This is a genomic window from Ruoffia tabacinasalis (genome assembly GCF_042652985.1).
In the GTDB taxonomy this organism is placed as follows: Bacteria; Bacillota; Bacilli; order Lactobacillales; family Aerococcaceae; genus Ruoffia; species Ruoffia tabacinasalis.
The window spans coordinates 121305-143041 of sequence record NZ_JBHSHQ010000004.1 but is presented as its reverse complement, the minus strand read 5'-3'; the positions used below and the strand labels follow the sequence as shown (position 1 = coordinate 143041).

Genomic DNA, 21737 nt, shown 5'->3' with positions numbered 1-21737 from the left:
CCAATAAAGTATAAAACGATTGGCATTTTTCCGTGTTCATGGTCATGGTCGTGGTTGTGATTATGTTTTTCTTGAGATTGTTGTTCTTCGATAGTTTCCATTTTTATCACCTTCCTATATAATTCCTTTGATTTCCATTCATTTACTTATTAAATCACACAAACTCCCACTAAAAGAAGAGAAGTATTCATGTAATTTCCATTGTCTCTGACTCCTTTCAGTTGTCCCATATGTAAATCGTAATCTTTACGTTTTACATATGAATAACAAATCATATGTCTATGCGTTCATTTTATAGTGCTCTATAAGTTTTGTCAAGAAAAAGCAGTCTCAACTCCTTTCTCATAAACTAACAAACGCCCTTATAAACAAATACTAGCTTTGTTTCGCACATATGGTATTATATATATGAGCACCGAGTCATATGAGAGGAATAAAAACACTATGGATATAAAAACAACTTCTCCAATCGATAAAGAATCTATTCAGTCAATAAGCAAACTATTTAAGGTGATTAGTGATCCTACACGATTGTCGATTCTCTTTCTTTTACAGCAAAAAGAGTGTAGTGTTGGAAATATCGCCATTTCTCTGGACATGGAACAGTCCGCTATTTCTCATCAATTAAAAACGTTGAAAGACGCACGCTTAGTGAAATCAAGAAGAGAAGGAAAAAGTATGCTTTACAGTTTAGATGACCTTCATGTTTTTAGTATTCTCGAACAAGTCTTAACTCATGTTAATGAATTAGAAAAATAAAACCAATTAGCATATAGCATACAAAATTAGGAGGTTTTTAAAATGTCAAAATTAGATAAAGACCATAATCACTCGAATCAGAATCAACCGAAAAAAAATATTAAAATAGCTTTCTTCATAAATTTTATTTTTTCCATAAGTGAATTCTTCTTTGGGTCTATTTTTAATAGTGTGTCCATTATGTCCGACGCAGTTCATGATTTAGGGGACTCTATTTCGATTGGATTCGCTTGGTTTTTTCAAGGTTACTCAGAGAAGAAACAAGATGAACGGTTCACTTTTGGATATAACCGATTTTCTTTATTGGGCGCGCTGATAACTGGCGTTGTGCTAATTAGTGGCTCGTTCTTTATGATCTATCGTAGTGTGCCACGTTTGATTGACCCACAACCCGTAAATTATAGTGGCATGTTCTGGCTTTCTCTCGTAGCTATTGCATTGAATGGATATGCTGCTTGGATTTTAAGCAAAGGCACATCCAAAAATGAGGGTATGTTGAACCTCCATATGCTGGAAGACGTATTAGGCTGGATTGGAGTCTTGATTGTGAGTATTCTAATGAACTTTACCGAGGCATATCGACTGGATCCTATCTTATCGATTTTGATTGCACTCTATATCCTCTACAAAACCGTCCCTGAATTTTTCACCACAATGAAAATTTTATTGAATGGTTCGCCTGAAAATGTAAACGTAGAAAGGCTTGCTAATTCAATCAACAGTATTCCTGCTGTAAAGGACCTTTCTCATTTTCACATTTGGTCACTGGACGGGGAAGAAAATGCCCTTATCGTCACGGTTCTTATAGACCCTTCAGATATAGACAAGGTTAGGGAAATAAAAGAAGAAATTGCAGAAGTCGCACATAAATCAGACGTAGAGAATCATATCACAATAGAAATGGCTACAAGCAAAGAAGAGCTTGAGAAGGGATACTCCCACAACATGTAAGATAGTCCTATGCTAAAAAATACTTCATTATTTGAAAAGCAAAAAAGGCAGCGACTAATCAAATCGCTGCCTTTTCTTGTTTGACTTGCGACAAAACACCGGATTCATTTTCATCTGCTACCTCAAAGCTCAACGTTTCTGCAATATAGTCAACATTGCTGTTGACGACACCGTCAATCTTAGAAACGCCTCTTTCCACTTCGGCGGCACAACTTCCGCAGTCAATTCCTTTTAATAGTCATTCATATTGGTTCTTATTTTCAATCATCTCTTTTTATCTTTCTTAATTGTGATTTTTACAAACCTAGTAGTGTTTGAATCGTCCCGTTCTCTATCAGGATAAACAAACCTAAGCCAATAAATACAATAGGCACGATAATTCGTTCATACTTCTCCAGTGTTTCGGAAACAAAAGAAATTTTTGCCAATCGATAGCTGATATAGCAAAGAATTGCAATGGAGATAGCAAATACAACGATAACAAGGATAATTTCAGAAACAGATAGAGAGGTAAAGTAAGGAATATAAATCCCTAAATTATCTCCACCGGAAGCGATCGTAATTAAAGCAACAGCCCAAAACAAACGGTTGGACCCTCTGGACTCTAACTTCTCCACGACTTCCTCTTCTTCTGCTTCTTCTTCGCCTCCCATAGCAACTCGGACACCTAAATAAATGGGAATAAGTCCCAGAAGTCCGATAATCCAATCTTGGGGGATAAAATTCAGCACATAAGCAGCAAATAAACTAACGGCTACTAAAATGCCGGTTCCAAGATATTGACCGAAATAAATCTGACGAAGTCCTTTTTGTGTATAGGCTTGCGAGAAAATAATCAGTAAGATAAATAAATAATCGATGCTGGTCGAAATATACACAGCGATCGCTGAAAAAATAGTTTGTAACAAAATGATTTCCTCCAAACTAAGACGTCAAAGATAAGCTGTTTGGCATGTCTAAAACTAGACGAATAGTCGAAAGAATTTCTTCATTCGCTAACGAGTAGTAGACTTCTTTTCCGTCTTTGCGTGATTTCGCCACGCCTTGCTTTTTTAAATAGCGTAAATGGTGTGACGTTGTAGCAATACTAGCGTCTAAGATTTCCGCTAAATCGCAGACACACATTTCTTTGAAGGTTTCTAAAGCATAGAAAATTTTAATCCTTGAAGGATCGCTAAAACATTTTCCTAGCACAAGCAAATTCGACAAGTCTTTATTTTCTAGTTTGTTTTTCACCACATCCACTTTTTCAGGATGTATGATTGTTGTTTGGCAAACTTCAGTCACTTGATTCACCTCTCATTCAAACGTTCATTTTATTGTATCGTTAATAGTCAAATGCTTATTTGATTGTTTCGCCATTCGATTTCTTTACGGTATTAAAATCTTTAAATATATTTAAGGGATTTTAAGAGAAAACTACTAGGGTAGAGTATTTTAAAATCATAAATATCTCTTGACCATGTACTATGGTACATGGTGTATAATAAATAGAGGTGAAAAGAATGAAGTATCTGATTAGTGAATTTGCTGAAAAGAGTGGCGTTAATAAAGAAACAATACGATATTATGAAGGTAAAAAATTATTGGAAGAACCAATACGTACAGATTCAGGATATCGCTTGTATTCTGATGCGGATATTAAACGAGTGAAATTTATTAAGCAAATGCAAAATCTTGGTTTTTCTTTAAACGAAATTTATAAATTACTAGGCGTTGTTGATCAAGACAGTGTTCGTTGTCAAAATATGTTTGATTTTGTTTCTCAAAAGCAAATAGAAGTGCAAAAACAAATTGCTGATTTAAAACAAATTGAAAGCATGTTAGGCGATTTAAAGGAACGTTGTCCTAACGAGAAAGAAATGTATGCTTGTCCGATCATTGAAACACTAATTTATGATGAATGAAGGAGCTTTTGTATGAAGAAGTATAAAGTAAGCATTCAAGGTATGACTTGTGCCAGCTGTGAAAACCATGTAACAATGGCGCTTGAAAACATAGGTGCAAAAGATATAAAAACAAACTACCGGCAAGGGGAAACAGAATTCTATTTAAGTGAATCTGTCGAAATTAATAGCATCGAAAAAGCGATTGAACAATCCAATTATCAGATAGAAAAGATCGAAAAAATAGCTTCTCAGTCTAATTTAATACTTAAAAATGAAAAGGAATACGATTATGACTTTCTGATTATAGGCTCTGGAAGTGCTGCTTTTTCAGCAGCTATTCAAGCAACAAAATATGGTGCAAAAGTGGGTATGGTCGAACGACACACAATTGGCGGAACTTGTGTAAATATTGGCTGTGTTCCGTCTAAAACGCTTCTTAGGGCAGGAACGATCAATCATTTAGCTAAAAAGAATCCATTCCATGGGTTAAATACAATGGCTGGAGAAGTCGATTTAAAATCATTGGTGAAACAAAAAGATGAATTGGTAAGTGGAATGCGCCAAGAAAAATATATCGATTTAATCGACGAATACGGTTTTGATTTAATCGAAGGCGAAGCAAAATTTGTGGGGAGTGATGTCGTTGAGGTCAATGGAGAAGAATTAAAAGCAAAACGCTTCCTGATCGCCACGGGCGCAACTTCTTTTATTCCTGAAATTCCCGGCATTGAAAAGATAGATTATTTAACGAGTACAACTTTATTAGAGCTAGATGAAGTACCAGAAAGATTAACCGTTATTGGTTCGGGTTATATTGGACTAGAACTCGGTCAATTGTTCCACAACTTAGGTTCTAAAGTCACACTCATACAAAGAAGCGAACGACTATTAAAAGATTATGATTTAGAAGTTTCAGAAACAGTCGAAAAAGCACTTCATGAACAAGGCATCCAGGTTATTACTGGGATTAATTATGAATGGGTTGAGCAAGATGGAGACATAAAAAAGTTGACAGTCACAAAAAATGGTAGGCAAAAAACTTTTGAATCGGATCAATTATTAATTGCGACAGGTAGAAAACCGAATACTGAAGCCTTAAATTTAGATGTTGCTGGTGTAAAAATAGGGATAAATAATGAAATCATGATGAATGATTTTGGTCAGACAAGCAATCAACACATTTACTCAGCAGGAGATGTTACATTAGGTCCTCAATTTGTCTATGTAGCCGCGCATGAAGGTAAGATTGTAGCGGACAATGCAGTCGGGGGCTTAAATAGGAAAATTGATTTGTCTGTTGTTCCTGGTGTTATTTTTACAAATCCTGGAGTAGGTACTGTTGGCTTAACAGAAGAACAAGCAAATGATAAGGGAATAGATGTTAAAACGTCAATCTTAGATTTAGATAATGTACCAAGGGCCCTAGTTAATCATGATGCAACTGGGTTAATCAAGCTTGTTATCAACGCTCAAAATCAACAAATAATAGGCGTTCATATTGTTGCTGAAAATGCAGGCGAAGTCATTTATGCAGGAACTTTAGCTGTTAAATTTGGCTTAACAGTCGAGGATTTAACAGACACAATGGCGCCCTATTTAACGATGGCAGAAGGACTGAAACTTGCAGCACTTGGCTATAATAACGATGTTTCAAAATTATCTTGTTGTGCAGGATAATATACAGAAAAGGGAGGCAGTTCCATTTGAGGATCTGCCGTCCTTTTTAGATAATCTGCGATTAAAAGATACATTTTTCAATAAATAATGGATTAACCAATTTTTAAATGAATTTTCATACGAGAATATTGACTATTTCAATAATCACGCATTTAAAATTTACTAAGAAAAAGTAAATATTTGTTACTTTGGAGTTTCCGAGCAATTAAAAACTACTATTTCTTATAAGTAAACTTTCAATAACAAACATAGAAAAAAGACTATTTTCCCCAGAAATAGTCTTTTTTATTTTATTAGTGCAAAGCACCTCTTAAATTTAATGCAAAATAAAATTACAATTTACATCATTGTAAGCCTCGTGATTATGTTCTTTTATTTGATTCATCACTGCCAACTCCTTTACGTTAAGTGTAATGATTTCGCTTCACATGAAAATCAAATCATATGTCAGTTATATAATATATGAAAATTCTCTCTGGCTTACTCTTTATCAAAAACACGAACGTTCGTCGTTTTATTACTCTTGATTATTCGTCATCTCTTGTGATATTCTCACGAAAAGTTATACTCCTTGAGTAGAGTATTTTACTTTTTAAGGAGGAATTATTTTTGTCTTCTAAACAAATCCCGTACATTGTGATTACACCGGGATTCATATTGTTAGTTGTCTTTCTAGTCATGCCTTTGTTATCTATTATTTGGCCGACATTTTATGATGGCGCTTTTACCTTTGAATCCTATGCGTCATTCTTCTCAAGTAGTTTCAATTTGAGTATTCTATGGCGGACCGTTAAGCTGTCTTTAATCGTCACCTTATTCACAATTATCTTAGGTTTGCCAACGGCTTATTACATCTCTCGCACAGGCAAGAAGTGGCGTTCGCTCTTGATGGGCTTCGTTCTCTTTCCCTTATTAACGAATTCTGTTGTGAGAAGTTTTGCCTGGATTAATATTTTAGGTACGAATGGGATTGTGAATCAATTCTTACTGAATACGGGGTTTATCTCACAACCGGTGAAGTTATTGTACACAGAGTTTGCGATTGTGATTGGTTCAATCTATCTTTTCTTGCCATTAATGATTACGACTTTAGTGGGGATCTTAGAGAACATTGATACCGAAATGATCGAAGCAGCCGAGACATTAGGAGCGAATCCGATTATTGCTTTCATAAAAGTTATCTGGCCTTTAAGTATTCCCGGTGTCATTGTGGGGAGTATCTTAGTCTTTACCGGTACATTCACTGCTTATACGACACCACAATTATTAGGTGGGAATCAGAATATGATGATGTCAACTTTCCTCTATCAACAAGCAATGTCTTTAGGTAATTGGCAAAGTGCTGGCGTGATTGCTTTGATTATGATTGTCACAACGATCCTTGTCATGAATGTCTTTAATGCCATTGCGAATATGGTTGACCGTAGAGGAGGCGATCTTAATGCGTAAACAATTTGGCTTGAAACTCTTTGTCATTCCTGTTTTTCTATTTCTATTTATCCCCTTATTCATTATCATTGTGACCTCTTTTGGTGAGAAGCCAACGATTCAATTCCCGATTGAAGGTTTTACCTTAGATTGGTATGCGAATGTCTTTACAACGGGTGGCTTTCTAACGAGTTTTTGGTTGAGCTTGCGTATTTCATTTCTGGCGACGCTCTTAGCCTTAATTATTGGTGTCCCCGCTGCTTATGCCTTGTCGCGTTATGATTTTCCCGGCCGGAAACGGTTGAAGAGTTTCTTCCTGTCCCCGACGATTATTCCTGGGGTGGTTGTTGGTTTCGCTTTGTTTCAGTTTATTGTGATTCGGATGCAAATTCCAATTTTCATTGGTTTGCTTTTAGGACATTTCTTAATTAGCTTGCCTTACATTATTCGTGTTGTGGGTTCAAGTTTAGAGCAATTGGATATGTCCCTTGAAGAAGCAAGTTGGACTTTAGGTTGTACACGTTTGGAAGCCTTCTTTAAGATCGTTTTACCTAATATTACTTCAGGTATTTACGCTGCTTTTATGTTAGCCTTTATTAATTCATTCAATAACATACCGGTGTCACAATTTTTAACGGGCCCGGGCTTTACAGCCTTACCTACGAACTTAATGGGTTATATCGAATATAACTATAATCCAACAGTTTCGGCATTATCTGTTCTGTTAATGCTACTGACAATTTTCTTAATGATTATTATTGAGAAGACTTTAGGTCTCGCTTCAATATCTTAATAAGGAGGACGCCAATACAATGGCTTTTGTTAATTTGAACGACATTCGCGTCAGTTATGACGGGAAGACAGAAATATTAAAAGATTTAAATCTCTCCATCGAAAACGGAGAACTTGTGTCACTGCTCGGTCCATCGGGTTGTGGAAAGACAACAACTTTGCGTGTCATTGCTGGATTAATTGATCCTAATGATGGGCAGTTTACAGTAGATAACGAAGATTTAACTGCTACACCCGTACATAAACGCCAATTCGGGATGGTCTTCCAGTCTTACGCCCTGTTCCCGCATTTAACGATTTTTGAAAATGTGGCCTTCGGTTTAAAAATGCAAAAAGTAGACAAACAGACGATTAAAGAAAAAGTCACTGCCATGCTTGAAGTGACTGGCTTAGCTGACTTTGCTGACCGTTACCCTAAACAGTTATCTGGTGGGCAAAGACAACGGGTTGCCTTAGCTCGCGCTTTAGTTATTGAGCCGAAGTTATTATTACTAGATGAGCCTTTAAGTAACTTAGACGCTAAATTACGTGTCTCTATGCGTATGGAAATCAAACGAATTCAAAGACAATTAGGTATTACAACTGTCTTTGTAACCCATGATCAAGAAGAGTGTTTCTCAATCTCAGATAAAGTTGCCGTGATGAATCAAGGTGTCATTGAACAATATGCAACACCAGAAGAAATTTATAATCACCCTAAAACTGAATTTGTTGCTCGTTTTATTGGCTTTGAGAATTTTATTAATCTTACGAAACAAGCAAGCGGCGCTTACGTTACTGATAACGGTACCGCGATTCATACAACTCAAGCGGACTTAGACCGTGCAGAAGTGAAGGCGACGATTCGCCCAGATGATATTCAAATCATTGACCAAGCAACTTCAGAAGAAAATACAATTGTGGGTAAGATCTTAGTTCGAACATTCTTAGGTAAAAGTTACCAATACGAAGTGGAGACTCCGGTTGGTAAGTTAATTGTCAATGATGATTCACAAACTCTGTATCAAAGTGGCGATCAAGTCACTCTCTATCTAACACCAGAAAAATTAATTTTAGTTTAAAAACATTCTTAAAGGAGAATATATAATGAAAATTATTAAAACATCTGTATTAGCTTTAACATCAGTTATGGTCCTTGCGGCTTGTGGTAACTCTGACACTGCTTCTACTTCAGACACAGCGTCTGCTCAAGATAACGGTGAATTAATTGTCTCAACCTTTGCGATTTCAGAAGATGTGATTCAATCTGACGTCTTTGCTCCATTTACTGAAGCAGAAGGCATTAATATTACGCACGAAGTTGGGAATTCAAGCGAACGCTTCACAAAGTTACAAAACAACCCACACTCAACGATTGATGTCATTGAACTTTCTCAAAACAACGCAGCTTCAGGGGTTGCTGAAGGAATGTTTGAGCCTTTAGACGAAGAAAAAGTACCGAATTTAGCTTTATTAGTAGACGGTGCCCAAGATGCTGTGGATTCAGCTGGAGCGCCTTATACAATGAATAGTATCGGAATTATCTACAATGAAGAAGCGGCTGGCATGACTATCGATGAGTGGTCTGATTTATGGGATCCTGCTTTAGAAGGTAAGATTTCGATTCCAGATATTACAACAACGTTTGGTCCAGCGATGTTACACGTTGCAAGTGATCACGCAGGTGTTGATATTACAACTGATAATGGTGAAGCGGCTTTCCAAGCTTTAACAGACTTAAAACCAAACATTACAAAAACTTATACAAAATCATCTGACTTAGCGAACCTTTTCCAATCTGGTGAAATTGTTGCAGCCGTTGTTGGTGACTTTGCTTACCCAATTATTTCTGAAGCAAACCCAGATGTGCAATTCATTGTCCCTGAATCTGGAACTTACGCAAACTTTAATACTTTAAACGTCGTTGCTTCTTCAGAAAATAAAGAAGCGGCTTATGCTTTCATTAACTGGAAACTTAGTGAAGAATTACAAACACAAACAGCCAGCTCATTAAACGAAGCTCCAACAAATGCGGACGTTGAATTAGATGAAGAAACTGCCGCAAACAAAACTTACGGTGACGTTGCTCAACGTGCAAAAGCCATTGACTTTACTTTTGTTAACGAGAACTTAGACGAGTGGATTAATACTTGGAATGAATTGATGAACCAATAGTCTTTAGCTTACTTTTAAAAAGATGGAATTTCGGGGAGTCACCTGAAGTTTCATCTTTTTCTCATTGTTCTTGAAAGGATTGAATAAATTGATTGATTTACTCATTGAAAATGGGCACGTATTTAATGCCTTCTTAAAATGCTTTGAACAAAAAAACATCGCGATAATTGGCGACCATTTCTACTATATTAAAGAGATTGATTTGCGTTATTTGAAACCGAAAGAAATTGTAGATGTCTCAGGTAAATTTATTGTTCCAGGTTTGATTGATATTCACATGCATATTGAAAGTTCTATGATTCCTCCTTCGACATTCTCAGGAGCTGCCCTGTCTCATGGCGTGACCACGGTGGTTGCAGACTCTCATGAGATTGCGAACGTCTTTGGCATTGAAGGTATCTATGCGTTTATGGCACAAGACACGGTAATGGATATCTTCTACGCGATTCCTTCATCGGTTCCGTCGACGGTTCCCGAACGCGAAACAACTGGTGGAATGATCGGTGTCGCTGAAGTGACGGAGTTATTGGAACATCCAAAAGTAATTGCTTTAGGCGAAGCCATGAACTTTAAAGGCATCACTTCAGAGCCAGATTCACTGATTCGAAATATTCTACAAACCGCGCAGACAAACAAACCTTTCATGCCTCTCGAAGGCCATATTCCTCGCGTTGAAGGTGAGGACTTAGCTAAGTTTATATATGCCGGTTTAAATGCCGACCATACCCACCAATCCCCTGAATCGATTCTAGAAAAGATTGGGAGTGGGATTTTTATTGAGTTGCAAAAGAAATCACTAACAAAAGAGAATATTGTGGTAATTAATGAACATCAGTTCTTTGAACATGTCGCTTTAATTACTGATGATATTATGCCGGATGATTTGTTAGAGGGACATTTGAACGCCAACTTGCGTCTTGGTATTCAGGAAGGCTTAGACCCGGTCGATGCCATTTATATGAGTACATACACGCCGGCACGTCGGATGGGCTTTCAAGACCGTGGTGCCATTGCGAGTGGGTTAAAAGCGGACTTTATTCTGTTGAATAATTTGGATACTTTCGAGATTGACTGCGTTTATAAAGATGGCCGGTTAGTTCATCAAGCTGGTGATGCCTTGGCTTTTGATCAAGAGGCTTTAGACTTTCCAAGCCACTTCTATTCGTCTGTTAACTGTGCTGAACTCACCCTCGATGATTTACGAATTCCGGTGCGTGAAGATGTGTCTGAAGTGATGTGTAATGTGATTCAAATTCAATCTGTCGGGACCTTTACCGAACATGTGAAGCGAACGGTTAAAGTGAAGAATGGCTATTTGGATTGGGAAGCTAGCGGCTTGTCATTAATTATTGTTCAAGAACGATATGGGAAAAATAGACAAGTTGGTTATGGGCTCGTAGAAGGCGCATTGAGTGACAAAGGTGCTGTCGCAACGACTTGGGCACATGATCATCATAATTTAATGGTCATGGGAACATCAAGTGAAGATATCTTACAGGCGCAACGCGAAGTTTTACGTCTGAATGGGGCTTATGTTGTTGCGCAAGGCGGAGAAGTTGTCGCAACTTGTCCCCTGCCGATTGGTGGAATCATAAGCGATAAAGCATTACCTGAGATTGGTCGCGATTTAAAAGCGGTGCGCCAGGCCATGATTCATTTAGGATATGACAATACAAATGAAATTATGTCTTTTTCTACGCTATCCCTTCCAGTGTCGCCTCAAATAAAAATCACAGACTTTGGTATGATGGATGTACATACACATCAACTGATTCCATTAATGGAGGATTAAGCATGAAAACATTAATCAAAAACATTCATTTAATTACCATGGACGCACAATTTACACAATTCGAAGACGCCTTTTTAACGATTGACGGTACGCAAATTGTGGGCTTTGGCGACGCTAGTCAAGCTCCTTCTGAGACGGATTTCGATACAGTGATTGACGGAAATGGTGCCATAGCTATGCCAGGTATGGTGAATACCCACACGCATGTAGGAATGATTCCTTTTAGATCGCTTGGAGACGACACACCCGACCGGTTAACGCGCTTCTTATTTCCTTTAGAGCATGAATGCATGACGAAGGAATTAGCCTACCATAGTGCTAAATATGCCATTGCAGAAATGCAACTTGCTGGAGTGACAACTTTTTTTGATATGTATTATTTTGAAGAAGAAATTGCAGTAGCAACAGATGAAATGCATGCTCGCGCGATATTGGGCGAATCTGTCATCGATAAAAGTCCGGACAGTGAGATTGAATTTGGTGGCTTAGCTTATAGCGAAGATTTTATTCCACGTTGGTTAAATCACGACCGCATTACCCCTGCGGTTGCGCCTCACGCGCCTTATACCAATACGGATGAGTCGCTCATTGCTGCGAGTGAATTGGCTCGCAAATATAATATTCCTTTCTCCATTCACCTGAGTGAAATGACTTTTGAGATGGATAAATACCGTGAAGAGTATGGTCAAACACCCGTTGAATATTTAAGTCAGCTCGGCGTATTAGATGAGAAAACCTTGGCTGCTCATTGTATATTCGTGGCTGATTCGGATATCGCCTTAATGAAAGAAAAGCAAGTTTCAGTCGCGCATTGTATCGGCGCGAATACGAAATCAGCTAAAGGCGTGGCACCACTCTCTTCAATGTTGGAGGCGGGTTTAGCTGTCGGTTTGGGAACGGATGGTCCTAGTAGTGGAAACACGCTTGATTTATTCACGCAAATGCGGATGGTGGCGAATTTTCATAAGACTCATACTGGAAACCGTGCTGCCTTCCCAGCACGAGAGATTGTTCGCTTAGCGACTCTAGGAGGAGCTGAAGCAATTGGGATGTCAGACTCAATCGGATCGATTGAAGTTGGGAAAAAAGCTGATATTGTCTTAGTTGAAACTGATTCGGTGAATATGTTCCCGGTTTTCGATGTTTACAGTGCTTTGGTTTACTCTGCGAATGCATCGAATGTGAGCCATGTCTTTGTTGATGGGAATTTAGTTGTGGAAGATAAGAAACTAATCTTGGCTTCTATTCCTGATTTGCGCGGGAATTTAGCTAAGGAAATGACTTATTTCACTGAAAAAGCGTTGGAGTTTAGTGAAGATTTATAATTTAGCAGGGACTATTTTTATAGTTCCTGTTATTTTTTTCTTACTTTTGTCTTTTATTTCCTTTATATTTAATTCCAGACAAATTGAGTCTTTCATTAAGGAGGCCATGTTATGAAATATTCAAAAGCAACGAATTACGCCCTGCATTCGATGGTTCATTTAGCTATGGAGTCGGATCGTGAAGCGGTTCGGGTTGAGGATTTGGCTAGTCGCCAACATCTGTCGTCGAGCTATTTGTCTAAGATTTTGACTAAATTATCTAAAGCCGGGCTCATTACGTCAACGCCTGGGGTTAATGGCGGCTACCAATTACTTGGATCACCTGATTCATGTTCATTTTTAGATATTATTCAAGCGGTCGAGGGACAGGAAGCCATGTTAAATTGTACGATGACTCATGAAAGTACGCATCATCACGAATGTTTAATTGAAAATGCGATTTCTGAGGCTGAAGTTAAGATGCAGGAAGTTTTGGCGCAGAAGACAATCGGAGACATTTTAAAAGAAGTGCACGCAAGACATTAGCATTAGGCTAATGTTGGAGTAATTCTGGACATTAAAGGTCTTTAATAGATTTAATAGGAGGAGAAAATATGATTGATGTATTAGTTATTGGTGGTGGCCCTGCTGGAATGGGTGCGGCTTTAGTTGCGGGACGAGGTCGCATGGAAGTTGTGTTGATTGACGATGAGAAGCCGAGAAACGCGGTCACTCAAGAATCCCACGCCTTTCTAACTCGGGATGGGATCACACCTGAAGACTTTAGATTGGCAGGTCGAAGCGACTTGCTTAAATACCCAAATATCTCAGTTAAACCAGGTAGAGTTAAGTCCATTGAGCGAAAAGAAGACGAGACTTTCGAAGTAACGACCGACGCTGGTGAATTCATCCGCACTAAGAATATCGTCTTAGCCACTGGTTTATCAGAGACGCTCCCTAAAGTGGAAGATATTGAGAAATATTACGGACGCAGTTTATTCTCTTGTCCTTTCTGCGACGGTTGGGAAATGAAGGAACAACCACTTGTCCTGATCGCAGAGACTAGCCAAGCCTTGCATGTGGTTCAATTATTAACCAACTGGACTGATGACTTAGTTGTTGCTACTAATGGATTGGTGGTCTTTGATTCAGAACAAAAAGCACTCTTAGAGGGAAATAACATTCGACTTATCGAAGATACGATTCGTGAATTAAAGGGTTCTGACGGGCAACTTGAGAGTGTCCATTTTGAAGGTGGTGAGATTCTTGAGCGTACGGGAGGTTTTATTACGACAGAATTAAAACACCCGATGCCATTTATTGAGCAACTGGATCTGGAAGTGAGTGAAGCTGGCTTTGTTGTGACGAATATGATGGGACAGACAAATATCCCAGGCATCTATGCTGCTGGTGAAATTACGGGTCCTTCTCAGCTCATCGTCTCTGCCAGTCAAGGTCATATGGCCGGTATTGGTATTATCGCCCAAGCAAGTCAAGCGAATTTTAATCGCATTTAAGGAGAGAATTGAATGAATCATATACACAAATTTAACCAACTAGCATCGCACTACGACTCATCAAATAATATTAAAATGGCTGAGCTCGCAACTGAAGCCATCCGCCCTTTTCTAAATGATGAGCGCTCGGAAAAAGTGGTCGACTTAGGCTGCGGAACCGGCTTAGTCGGCTTGGAATTACTTGAGGACGTGGATTCAATGTTATTTGTGGACGGGTCTGAGAAAATGCTGGAACAAGTCGAGTTGAAACTTGCTGAGACATCCGCACACAATGCCTCTGTCCGCTTGATGGATTTTGAAAAAGGTATTCAACTTCCTGAAAAAGTCGATACGATTATTATGTCACTTGTCTTGCACCACATTCCTAATTATCAAGCATTGTTAGCGTCGCTACTTGAACAGTTGAATGAAGACGGCCAATTATTACTGATTGAAATGGGTAAACAAGGTCATGGACACGGCTTCGACATGAATCAGTTGGCTGAAGAAGTTCAAGGAGCGGGTTTTGCGAATGTAGAAGCAGATATATTCTTTGAAGATCAGAATAGTTCGCGCTTTTTATTGCGCGCGACTAAATAATAGAGAAAAATCACTTCAAATTGATGATTTGAGGTGGGTTTTTTGGTTTTCGGGGCGTCGTGTGGTGGCACGACGCTCCGTATTTTCGTTTGCGGTACGTCGTGAGTGAGCTCGACACTACGCATTTGAATTTGCGGTACGTCGTGGGCGATCACGACACCACGGAAACAGATTTGCGGTCCATCGCGCTGAGTCACGATGAACCGCAAGGTCATTTTTAACCAATAATATAGATACTTACTGCTGATATAATACAGAACACTCCTAGAATGGTCATCGCAATTGAAGTGAGGTTCCATTTTTTATTGTTTTTATAATAAATTTCCCAGGCTGTATACAGTTGTGGGATTGAAACAGCCAAGAGTAGTAGCGAAGTGAAGATATGCCTTGATATGAGATCATTCATTTGTGCAATAAATGAACCAATGATAATAACAGCACTGATGCCTCGTGTAATTGAATTTAGATTGTTCACTTGTCTCACCTCTTTGCTTTCATTCTAACATAAACTGAAAATAATGAGGTGAGACACTGTGAACACTTACTTACGCGTCTAATTTGAAATGCTTATTAAATTTAACCTATAATGAATGTAAGGCAAACATAATTAAGTTGGCTTTGCAGAGCGTCGTGCTCACTCACGACTCTACGGAAATTGGTTTGCGGTACATCGTAGTCGAGCACGACGCTACGCAAGCCCAATAAATAAACATCTAAGGAAAGGAGCTCGTCTATGACATATATAAGAGATGCGTTCAGGAACATCTTTCGATCCATTGATTTTCAGGCTTTATTAGAGGACGGTCTCTCAACCGTTCTTCGCATTATTTTAACCGTTACGGCTTTATGGCTTGTGCGAATGTTAGTTGTGAAAATTATTACAACTTACTTTGAAAACACAAAGCGCTTTAAGTTTTATAATTTTTCAAGAAACAATACGATTCAACGACTATTGCTGAATATCGTTCTTTATACATTTTACTTCTTCGTTGGTTACAGCGTACTTTCAATACTTGGCATTCCAGTGGGAACTTTAGTTGCTGGAGCTGGGATTGCGAGTTTGGCGGTTGGTTTAGGAGCGAAGGATTTAGTTTCAGATTTGGTGAATGGTTTGTTTATCTTGATTGAACACCAATTTGATGTGGGTGATCACATCGTCATTAACGGTTATGAAGGGCGCATTTACAGTATTGGGGTGCGAACTACGGTGATTCGCGATTATAACGGGATTCATCATTTTATACCCAATGGAAATATTCAAGAATTGTCAAATCTGTCGCGCGAAGCAGTCCGAATTGATTTGGATTTATTGATTCCCACAGATATTAACTTTGCGGCCTATGAAGAGTTACTTAAAGACACTTACCGTCAAGTCATCGAGTCCGATGATCAAATTAATGACACGACGGATTTTATTGGCTTGATGAAAGACAAACACGGACGACTCATCTATAAAATACGGATTTGGGTTAAAGACGCTGATGATGTGGTTGACGTCGAGGGACGTTATTACAAGTTATTCGCCGATGCTTTAAATGAAGCAGGCCATCCAATTCCAATGAGTGAATTGTCACGCATGAATACAATGGTTCAAGTTGAGAAAGAAAATGCAGATGATATATTTTCTTAAAAGCAAAAGACGCCTGAGATAGGCGTCCTTTTTTATGCTTGTGCTTCGATTTTGTCGGTTAGTTTCCTTGTGAAACGGTTTGAAAAGAAATCAATCAACGGACCAGCAAGGAAACCAGTGATGAAGGTTGAAACGCCAACCGGACCCCCAAGAATCCACGCAGTAATTACAACAACTATATCTTGAATCATTCTGACAGTTTTGTAACTCGCTGAAACGCGGTCAGTGATGACTGGCGCAATCGCATCATAGGGTGATACCCCAAGATCAGCGGCCATATATAAAGCGACACCGAAAGTAAAGATTAAAATCGCGACCACTGTGATTAAAAGCTGAACGATAAAGGCAAATTGAGTTGGGTCTATGAATGACTCTAACATGCTGATAAAGAATTCAATCATGTAACCAACAAGCACTAAGTTGAAAATCGTCCCCCAGCCAATAATCTTCCGGTCAAAAAACAAAATAATTGCCAAAATCGCAGCATTGACAAATAACTGATAATTCCCCAAAGTAAAGCCAAGTAACTCACTCGCACCTGTGTTAATCGCAGTGAATGGATCCAAGCCCATATTCATTGTTTGGCTCAATGCGGCCCCAAAACTGATGAGGGTAATACCAATTAAAGACATTAACGCCTTCCATATAAATTCTTTCCCATTTATTGAAAACATATATAACTCCTTAAAATTTAGTTTTATCTCTATTCCTTAAGGTTAATACATTTGGAGGTAAATATGCAACTGATTCGATTATAAACGCTATTACATTTCAAAAAAATGCCTACTAAATCTTCTGATCTAGTAGGCATTATTGACTATTTAAATACACTGTTTGGTCCCTTTCTCAACATGAATCGTTTTTTTATTATAGTTCATCGGGTCTTACAACCAATACGTCACACGCTGCGTGGCGAATAACATTCTCAGATACAGATCCCATAAAGAATCTTTCAATGGCTCCCATACCTTTGGCACCCATAACGATTAAATCAATCCCTTCGCGTTTCGGAATATCTTCCGCAATAATCGATTTTGGTGATCCCATCTCAAGAATTGTCTCAACTTCCGTTAAACCTTGACCCGTTGCGTAATCTTTTGCTTCTTCCATCACACGGTCTCCTAGAGTTCTTAATGCTTCTCTAAAGTGAATATCCGAACTTGATGTCGCTTGGATTGCGCGTGTATCTAATACGTGTAAAACAAATAATTTAGCATTATTCCGTTTAGCAATCGCTACTGCTTTGTTTAAAGCCAAATCAGCACCTTCAGAACCATCCGTCGCAACTAAAATACGTTGATACTCTTGTAACATTTTACACACCTCCTGTATATCTTATATATTCATTATAACACAAAATGTATACGCTTACTTGTGAGACGATTAATATTTCTATAAAATGGATATTATTTTAGATAGTGACTCGTTTATAGTAGAATTCAGTTAAAAGGAGGAGAGATATGTCAAAAAATTGTGGCAATTTCAAACTCGAGCGCATTTTAGAAAGAGGGATTCAATTATGAAAAAGAGCACACTCAAACGGATTCTAGCGTCTATTCTATTCGCTGCGGTATTCTTTACAAGTCCCAGCTCAGCAGTGACCGCTGAAGAAGCAATTGAAAGCGTTGATACTAGCGACTACGCACCTGGCTTATTCTATCCCTATTACGATTACAAAGGAGAAGGCATGGAGTTTGCTCCTTTTACATTAACATTAGATTATGAACCCGATGAAGACGGGATTTACCAAGTAAGTCGCGCTAATACTGGTAATACAGTCTCTTACGTTTATCAGCTGACTCAAGATGGCGTCATCGAATTAGCTTACTTTCCAAATTCGTATGAAGCTGAGGACTTCCGTTATCACGAAGACTCCCTAGATGAGCAAGTCGCGACATTCTTCCCAGTCGAGTTAGCGGTTGGAGACACATTTAAAAGAGGTTACCGCGATGAGCAAGAGTTTACAGTTACTGATATTCTCACTGAACATGAAGTCGAGTGTGAGACATATCATGATGTCTTTGTGATCGAAACAGTTATGCCAGAAGGTGAAGTACAACGCTACTTCTATGCCCCTGAGATTGGTGAAATCGCTTCTGAATATATCTTTGATGACGAAGGAAATGCTATTACCACTGCATTGAGTGAATATGGGGAAGTACCAACTGAATAATTGGTATAAGTGCACTCACAAAATTTTTGTGGGTGTACTTTTTTGGATTAATTCCGCTGTTGGATTTTTTCGAATGCTTGTTTAGTCGGAATCGAGCAGTCGAATTATTTTTGAATGATCGTTTAGCCGGAATCGATCACTCGAATTTTTTTGAATGATCGTTTAGCCGGGATCGATCACTCGAATTTTTTTGAATGATCGTTTAGCCGGGATCGATCACTCGAATTTTTTTCGAATGATCGTTTAGCCATATTCGATCACTCGAATTTTTTTCGAATGCTTATTTAGTCATAATCGATCACTCGTATTGTTTTCGAATGATCGTTTAGCCATAATCGATCACTCGTATTTTTTTCGAATGATCGATTATTGAACATATTAAAAAAACCAAACACCCTAAAGTGCTTGGTTCGTTTTACTACTGATTCATTTCCCATTGTTCTACTAATGCTTGATACACGGCTTCAGTCTCTGCTTGCGTCGTTTGGTTAAAGATCAACCACCCTGGTGACTCCCCGTCACTAAACTGAATGTCGATGTGGTAAGGATGACTGTCATAGATGAAGAGTTCTACTGGTCCGTAACCCTCTAAGTTAAAATAACCAAAGCGTTTCTCCATTCCACCAAAACCATTTGTGCGTGAGCCTTCTAACGGACCTTCATTTAATTCAATCGATTCGATTTGGTCATAGGCCACTTCAAGTCCGTACATCGGTGCTTCGACGGCAACCGTATCTGCTTGGATTGAAACATCATATTCTGACAGACTCATCATCAGAACGAGCCCAATAATACCGACGACTAAGATTCCGAGGATCGCCATGATGACCTTTCCAGCTGGATGAGCGACATTAATTGTCGTACCCATTCCGGATATACGTTTAGGCACGAATAATCTGGAATCATTTGGATTATAGTAGGCACCCCATTTATACTGGCCTTCTTCTTCAGGCATTTGCCATTCCGCTTGATCAAAGAATTTTGCTTGGAGGTCTTTATTTTTCTGAGTTGTTTGGGCCATTAAAGCAACAATGGCTAGTAAGAACACACCCAATAATAGGATTAGCCACAGATCCGATGGATTAAAGAGAATGAGTGCTGTGAAAGCAATAAAGAAGATATTGACCATTAAACTCATCTCCAAGTAACTCACCGCATTATTTCTTTCAAAATGACGCATGTAAGCTTGGGTCACTTCGCTATCTTTGGACACAAACGGCGTCTTACTGCTAATCACCATATCATAAGACAAGGGTATCACGATGAGCGTTAGCGGTACAAGGATTAAAGGCAGAAGGAAACTTCCTGAACTTTGAGCGACCCATGCCATGATTACTGGCACCCAACTCAGTAACCAAATGAGCCATGCCCATTTCTTGCTTGGCGCTGCTTTTCCTTTTTCTCGGGTCACACTGATATCGACCACGCGTTTTTGTGTTTCATATATCCAACCCTTTTCCTGCTTTAAGACCATGAATTTTCTTTGCCAAATTGATACTGGCACATAAGATAAGACAAAATAACTAAATAATATGAGTATCCACATAAAATCTCGCAACCCTTGGAATAGATCCAAACTCACCAAGAATGACAAGCCAATAAAGACGGCTCCTATAATTAGTTGAGTCACTCTAAACTGGCGTTGTAATGTCTTAACTTCATCTGTTTCAGCATGTTCTGGCGCAAAAGACAGGCCAAATATTTTGAAATTTTGGTAACTGACGGCGTAATTCATCATCATTACAAAGACTAGGATTAGAATAATCGTCATTAAAATCATTGATTCTCTCTCCCTTCAATTAATTTTTCTAACATCGACATGACTTTTTCTTTAAGAGCTTGATTATCTTCCGTCTTGGCTAAGCCTTCTGCCAAAGTCACTTCCAGTCGGTTTAAATACTCACTTTCAATAATATCGTCTGGATTCTCTCGCACTTTTGTTCCAACCCGACGGTCCACTACAATAATACCTTCCCGCTTCAAGGTTTGATAAGCCTTGTTCACCGTCATTGGATTGACGCCCAAATCTTGAGCAAGTTGTCTTGCGCTTGGTAAATTTTCTCCATATTTTAAATCCCCGCGCCCGACTCCCAAAACAACTTGATCGCGAATTTGTTGGTATATCGGTGTTTCCGCTGATAAATCTATCTCCATTAACATATTCTCACCCCTTCGATTCACTTCTTTCTTTCTTCCTTAGTTGTATTATATCATATAATACACCATATACACAAATCACGATAAAAAATAGAGCGTTTAGTTAAAAACGCTCCATCTCATTGCTTACACCGCTTGAATAAAATTACCAATATTAACTGCACCTAGAATTAGAATCATAATAAAAATATAAGTTCTAAATTTGTCAGTGTCTATTTTGTTGTAAATTTTTCTTCCGATATACATGGCTAAAGCAACGACTGGAACTGAAAAGGCGAAGTAAATAGCCACATCCAAATTCCAAAAGCCACTTAAAGCATGACCGGAAATAACAAATACGCTCGAGATCAAGAAATGAGATTGAACTGTTCCGAGAAACTGACGTGGCGTCCAATCACGGGCCGCAGCATAAAGTACCACTGGAATACCGTTCATATTATAGGCACTCCCTAACATACCGCCTAGAAAGCCGAATGGATACGAGTAATTTGGATTTTCAAATTTTGCTTGTAAGTATTCTCGACGCGCGGGTGAGGCCGTGAGTGAATACAGTGAATAAATAACTAAGACACTCCCTAAGATTAAGTTAATCACTGACTGTTCTGCAAAGCGAACTAGGATCAGTCCAACCGGAATCCCGATGATTGTTGCGAGTGTTAATTTCTTAATCACGACTGGATCTTTATCTTTCCAACCTCTTTGAATTGACATCAATGCAGTTGTCATCCCTGTTAGGCCAATTAATGACACCGATACTGAAAATGGAATCGGTAGTAGCGCTAATAAGGGCATACTTACAACTGAGTCCCCAAAACCAAAGGTTGCACGCATGAGTGAGCCTAAAAAGACCGCCCCAACTACCATTAAAATTAGAGTATAATCCATCGAATAACCTCTTTCACTTAAATTTCAACTCCTTTGAGTGTAGCATAGAA

At 38.7% G+C, this 21737-nt stretch carries 24 protein-coding genes; 15 read left to right on the top strand and 9 right to left on the bottom strand.

Annotated elements, in window-relative coordinates:
* Window positions 1–444 precede the first annotated feature (444 nt).
* The gene (locus tag ACFO5Y_RS00870) at window positions 445–759 is read left to right on the top strand and encodes an ArsR/SmtB family transcription factor (protein ID WP_197102991.1); all 315 of its coding nucleotides are present in this window, start codon (window positions 445–447) and stop codon (window positions 757–759) included.
* Between the two features lie 42 nt (window positions 760–801).
* The gene (locus tag ACFO5Y_RS00865; RefSeq protein WP_197102992.1) at window positions 802–1710 is read left to right on the top strand and encodes a cation diffusion facilitator family transporter; all 909 of its coding nucleotides are present in this window, start codon (window positions 802–804) and stop codon (window positions 1708–1710) included.
* 58 nt (window positions 1711–1768) lie between these two features.
* Here ACFO5Y_RS00865 and ACFO5Y_RS00860 read toward each other — a convergent pair whose 3' ends face one another.
* From ACFO5Y_RS00860 to ACFO5Y_RS00850, 3 genes are all read right to left on the bottom strand, one after another.
* Window positions 1769–1936 carry a cation transporter gene (locus ACFO5Y_RS00860; RefSeq protein ID WP_331459493.1) on the bottom strand — a complete coding sequence of 56 codons (168 nt, stop codon included), beginning with the start codon at window positions 1934–1936 and terminating at the stop codon, window positions 1769–1771.
* A 70-nt stretch (window positions 1937–2006) separates the two neighbouring features.
* Complete coding sequence (locus ACFO5Y_RS00855; protein ID WP_197102994.1) at window positions 2007–2618, bottom strand: CadD family cadmium resistance transporter; 612 nt, start codon at window positions 2616–2618, stop codon at window positions 2007–2009.
* Between the two features lie 16 nt (window positions 2619–2634).
* Window positions 2635–2997, bottom strand: coding sequence for an ArsR/SmtB family transcription factor (locus ACFO5Y_RS00850; protein ID WP_197102996.1), 363 nt, complete (start codon window positions 2995–2997; stop codon window positions 2635–2637).
* A 218-nt stretch (window positions 2998–3215) separates the two neighbouring features.
* Here ACFO5Y_RS00850 and merR point away from each other — a divergent pair, with 218 nt between their 5' ends.
* The 11 genes from merR to ACFO5Y_RS00795 all read left to right on the top strand — a co-directional run bounded on the left by merR (window position 3216) and on the right by ACFO5Y_RS00795 (window position 14842).
* Entirely contained in the window at window positions 3216–3617 is a 402-nt protein-coding gene (gene merR / locus ACFO5Y_RS00845; RefSeq protein WP_027109178.1) for an Hg(II)-responsive transcriptional regulator, read from the top strand.
* 12 nt (window positions 3618–3629) lie between these two features.
* The gene (gene merA / locus ACFO5Y_RS00840; protein WP_197102998.1) at window positions 3630–5276 is read left to right on the top strand and encodes a mercury(II) reductase; all 1647 of its coding nucleotides are present in this window, start codon (window positions 3630–3632) and stop codon (window positions 5274–5276) included.
* A 609-nt stretch (window positions 5277–5885) separates the two neighbouring features.
* Window positions 5886–6725, top strand: coding sequence for an ABC transporter permease (locus tag ACFO5Y_RS00835; protein WP_231606785.1), 840 nt, complete (start codon window positions 5886–5888; stop codon window positions 6723–6725).
* Complete coding sequence (locus tag ACFO5Y_RS00830) at window positions 6718–7497, top strand: ABC transporter permease (protein WP_197103000.1); 780 nt, start codon at window positions 6718–6720, stop codon at window positions 7495–7497. The genes ACFO5Y_RS00835 and ACFO5Y_RS00830 overlap by 8 nt, the downstream gene beginning before the upstream one ends.
* A 19-nt stretch (window positions 7498–7516) precedes the next feature.
* Window positions 7517–8557 carry an ABC transporter ATP-binding protein gene (locus ACFO5Y_RS00825; protein ID WP_197103002.1) on the top strand — a complete coding sequence of 347 codons (1041 nt, stop codon included), beginning with the start codon at window positions 7517–7519 and terminating at the stop codon, window positions 8555–8557.
* Window positions 8558–8582: 25 nt separating this feature from the next.
* A complete protein-coding gene (locus ACFO5Y_RS00820; protein WP_197103003.1) occupies window positions 8583–9650 on the top strand; it encodes an ABC transporter substrate-binding protein in 1068 nt (355 codons plus the stop codon).
* A gap of 79 nt (window positions 9651–9729) precedes the next feature.
* The gene (locus tag ACFO5Y_RS00815; protein ID WP_417750490.1) at window positions 9730–11442 is read left to right on the top strand and encodes an adenine deaminase C-terminal domain-containing protein; all 1713 of its coding nucleotides are present in this window, start codon (window positions 9730–9732) and stop codon (window positions 11440–11442) included.
* Window positions 11443–11444: 2 nt separating this feature from the next.
* Window positions 11445–12767: an amidohydrolase gene (locus tag ACFO5Y_RS00810; RefSeq protein WP_197103005.1), complete on the top strand. Its 1323-nt coding sequence runs from the start codon at window positions 11445–11447 to the stop codon at window positions 12765–12767.
* A gap of 111 nt (window positions 12768–12878) precedes the next feature.
* Complete coding sequence (locus ACFO5Y_RS00805; protein WP_138403858.1) at window positions 12879–13292, top strand: Rrf2 family transcriptional regulator; 414 nt, start codon at window positions 12879–12881, stop codon at window positions 13290–13292.
* A 68-nt stretch (window positions 13293–13360) separates the two neighbouring features.
* Window positions 13361–14263, top strand: a complete 903-nt coding sequence (locus tag ACFO5Y_RS00800; protein WP_197103007.1) for an NAD(P)/FAD-dependent oxidoreductase — start codon at window positions 13361–13363, stop codon at window positions 14261–14263.
* Window positions 14264–14275: 12 nt separating this feature from the next.
* On the top strand, window positions 14276–14842 hold the full coding sequence (locus ACFO5Y_RS00795; RefSeq protein WP_197103009.1) for a class I SAM-dependent methyltransferase: 567 nt from the start codon (window positions 14276–14278) through the stop codon (window positions 14840–14842).
* A 217-nt stretch (window positions 14843–15059) separates the two neighbouring features.
* On the opposite strand, the gene ACFO5Y_RS00790 is transcribed toward ACFO5Y_RS00795, so the two are convergent.
* Window positions 15060–15317, bottom strand: a complete 258-nt coding sequence (locus tag ACFO5Y_RS00790) for a hypothetical protein (protein ID WP_197103012.1) — start codon at window positions 15315–15317, stop codon at window positions 15060–15062.
* A gap of 258 nt (window positions 15318–15575) precedes the next feature.
* Here ACFO5Y_RS00790 and ACFO5Y_RS00785 point away from each other — a divergent pair, with 258 nt between their 5' ends.
* Window positions 15576–16472 carry a mechanosensitive ion channel family protein gene (locus ACFO5Y_RS00785; RefSeq protein WP_197103014.1) on the top strand — a complete coding sequence of 299 codons (897 nt, stop codon included), beginning with the start codon at window positions 15576–15578 and terminating at the stop codon, window positions 16470–16472.
* 32 nt (window positions 16473–16504) lie between these two features.
* Here the strand turns inward: ACFO5Y_RS00785 and ACFO5Y_RS00780 are convergent, their stop codons facing one another.
* Together ACFO5Y_RS00780 and ACFO5Y_RS00775 are read right to left on the bottom strand one after the other, a co-directional pair.
* Window positions 16505–17146 carry a YczE/YyaS/YitT family protein gene (locus tag ACFO5Y_RS00780; RefSeq protein ID WP_197103016.1) on the bottom strand — a complete coding sequence of 214 codons (642 nt, stop codon included), beginning with the start codon at window positions 17144–17146 and terminating at the stop codon, window positions 16505–16507.
* Window positions 17147–17339: 193 nt separating this feature from the next.
* Window positions 17340–17786: a universal stress protein gene (locus tag ACFO5Y_RS00775; RefSeq protein ID WP_197103018.1), complete on the bottom strand. Its 447-nt coding sequence runs from the start codon at window positions 17784–17786 to the stop codon at window positions 17340–17342.
* A gap of 205 nt (window positions 17787–17991) precedes the next feature.
* Here ACFO5Y_RS00775 and ACFO5Y_RS00770 point away from each other — a divergent pair, with 205 nt between their 5' ends.
* Window positions 17992–18645: a hypothetical protein gene (locus tag ACFO5Y_RS00770; RefSeq protein ID WP_197103019.1), complete on the top strand. Its 654-nt coding sequence runs from the start codon at window positions 17992–17994 to the stop codon at window positions 18643–18645.
* Between the two features lie 418 nt (window positions 18646–19063).
* On the opposite strand, the gene ACFO5Y_RS00765 is transcribed toward ACFO5Y_RS00770, so the two are convergent.
* From ACFO5Y_RS00765 to ACFO5Y_RS00755, 3 genes are all read right to left on the bottom strand, one after another.
* Window positions 19064–20425: a DUF5808 domain-containing protein gene (locus ACFO5Y_RS00765; protein WP_197103022.1), complete on the bottom strand. Its 1362-nt coding sequence runs from the start codon at window positions 20423–20425 to the stop codon at window positions 19064–19066.
* Window positions 20422–20805, bottom strand: coding sequence for a GntR family transcriptional regulator (locus ACFO5Y_RS00760; RefSeq protein ID WP_197103024.1), 384 nt, complete (start codon window positions 20803–20805; stop codon window positions 20422–20424). Before ACFO5Y_RS00760 ends, ACFO5Y_RS00765 begins: the two co-directional genes overlap by 4 nt.
* 123 nt (window positions 20806–20928) lie before the next feature.
* Window positions 20929–21687, bottom strand: coding sequence for a sulfite exporter TauE/SafE family protein (locus ACFO5Y_RS00755; protein WP_197103026.1), 759 nt, complete (start codon window positions 21685–21687; stop codon window positions 20929–20931).
* Between the last annotated feature and the right edge of the window lie 50 nt (window positions 21688–21737).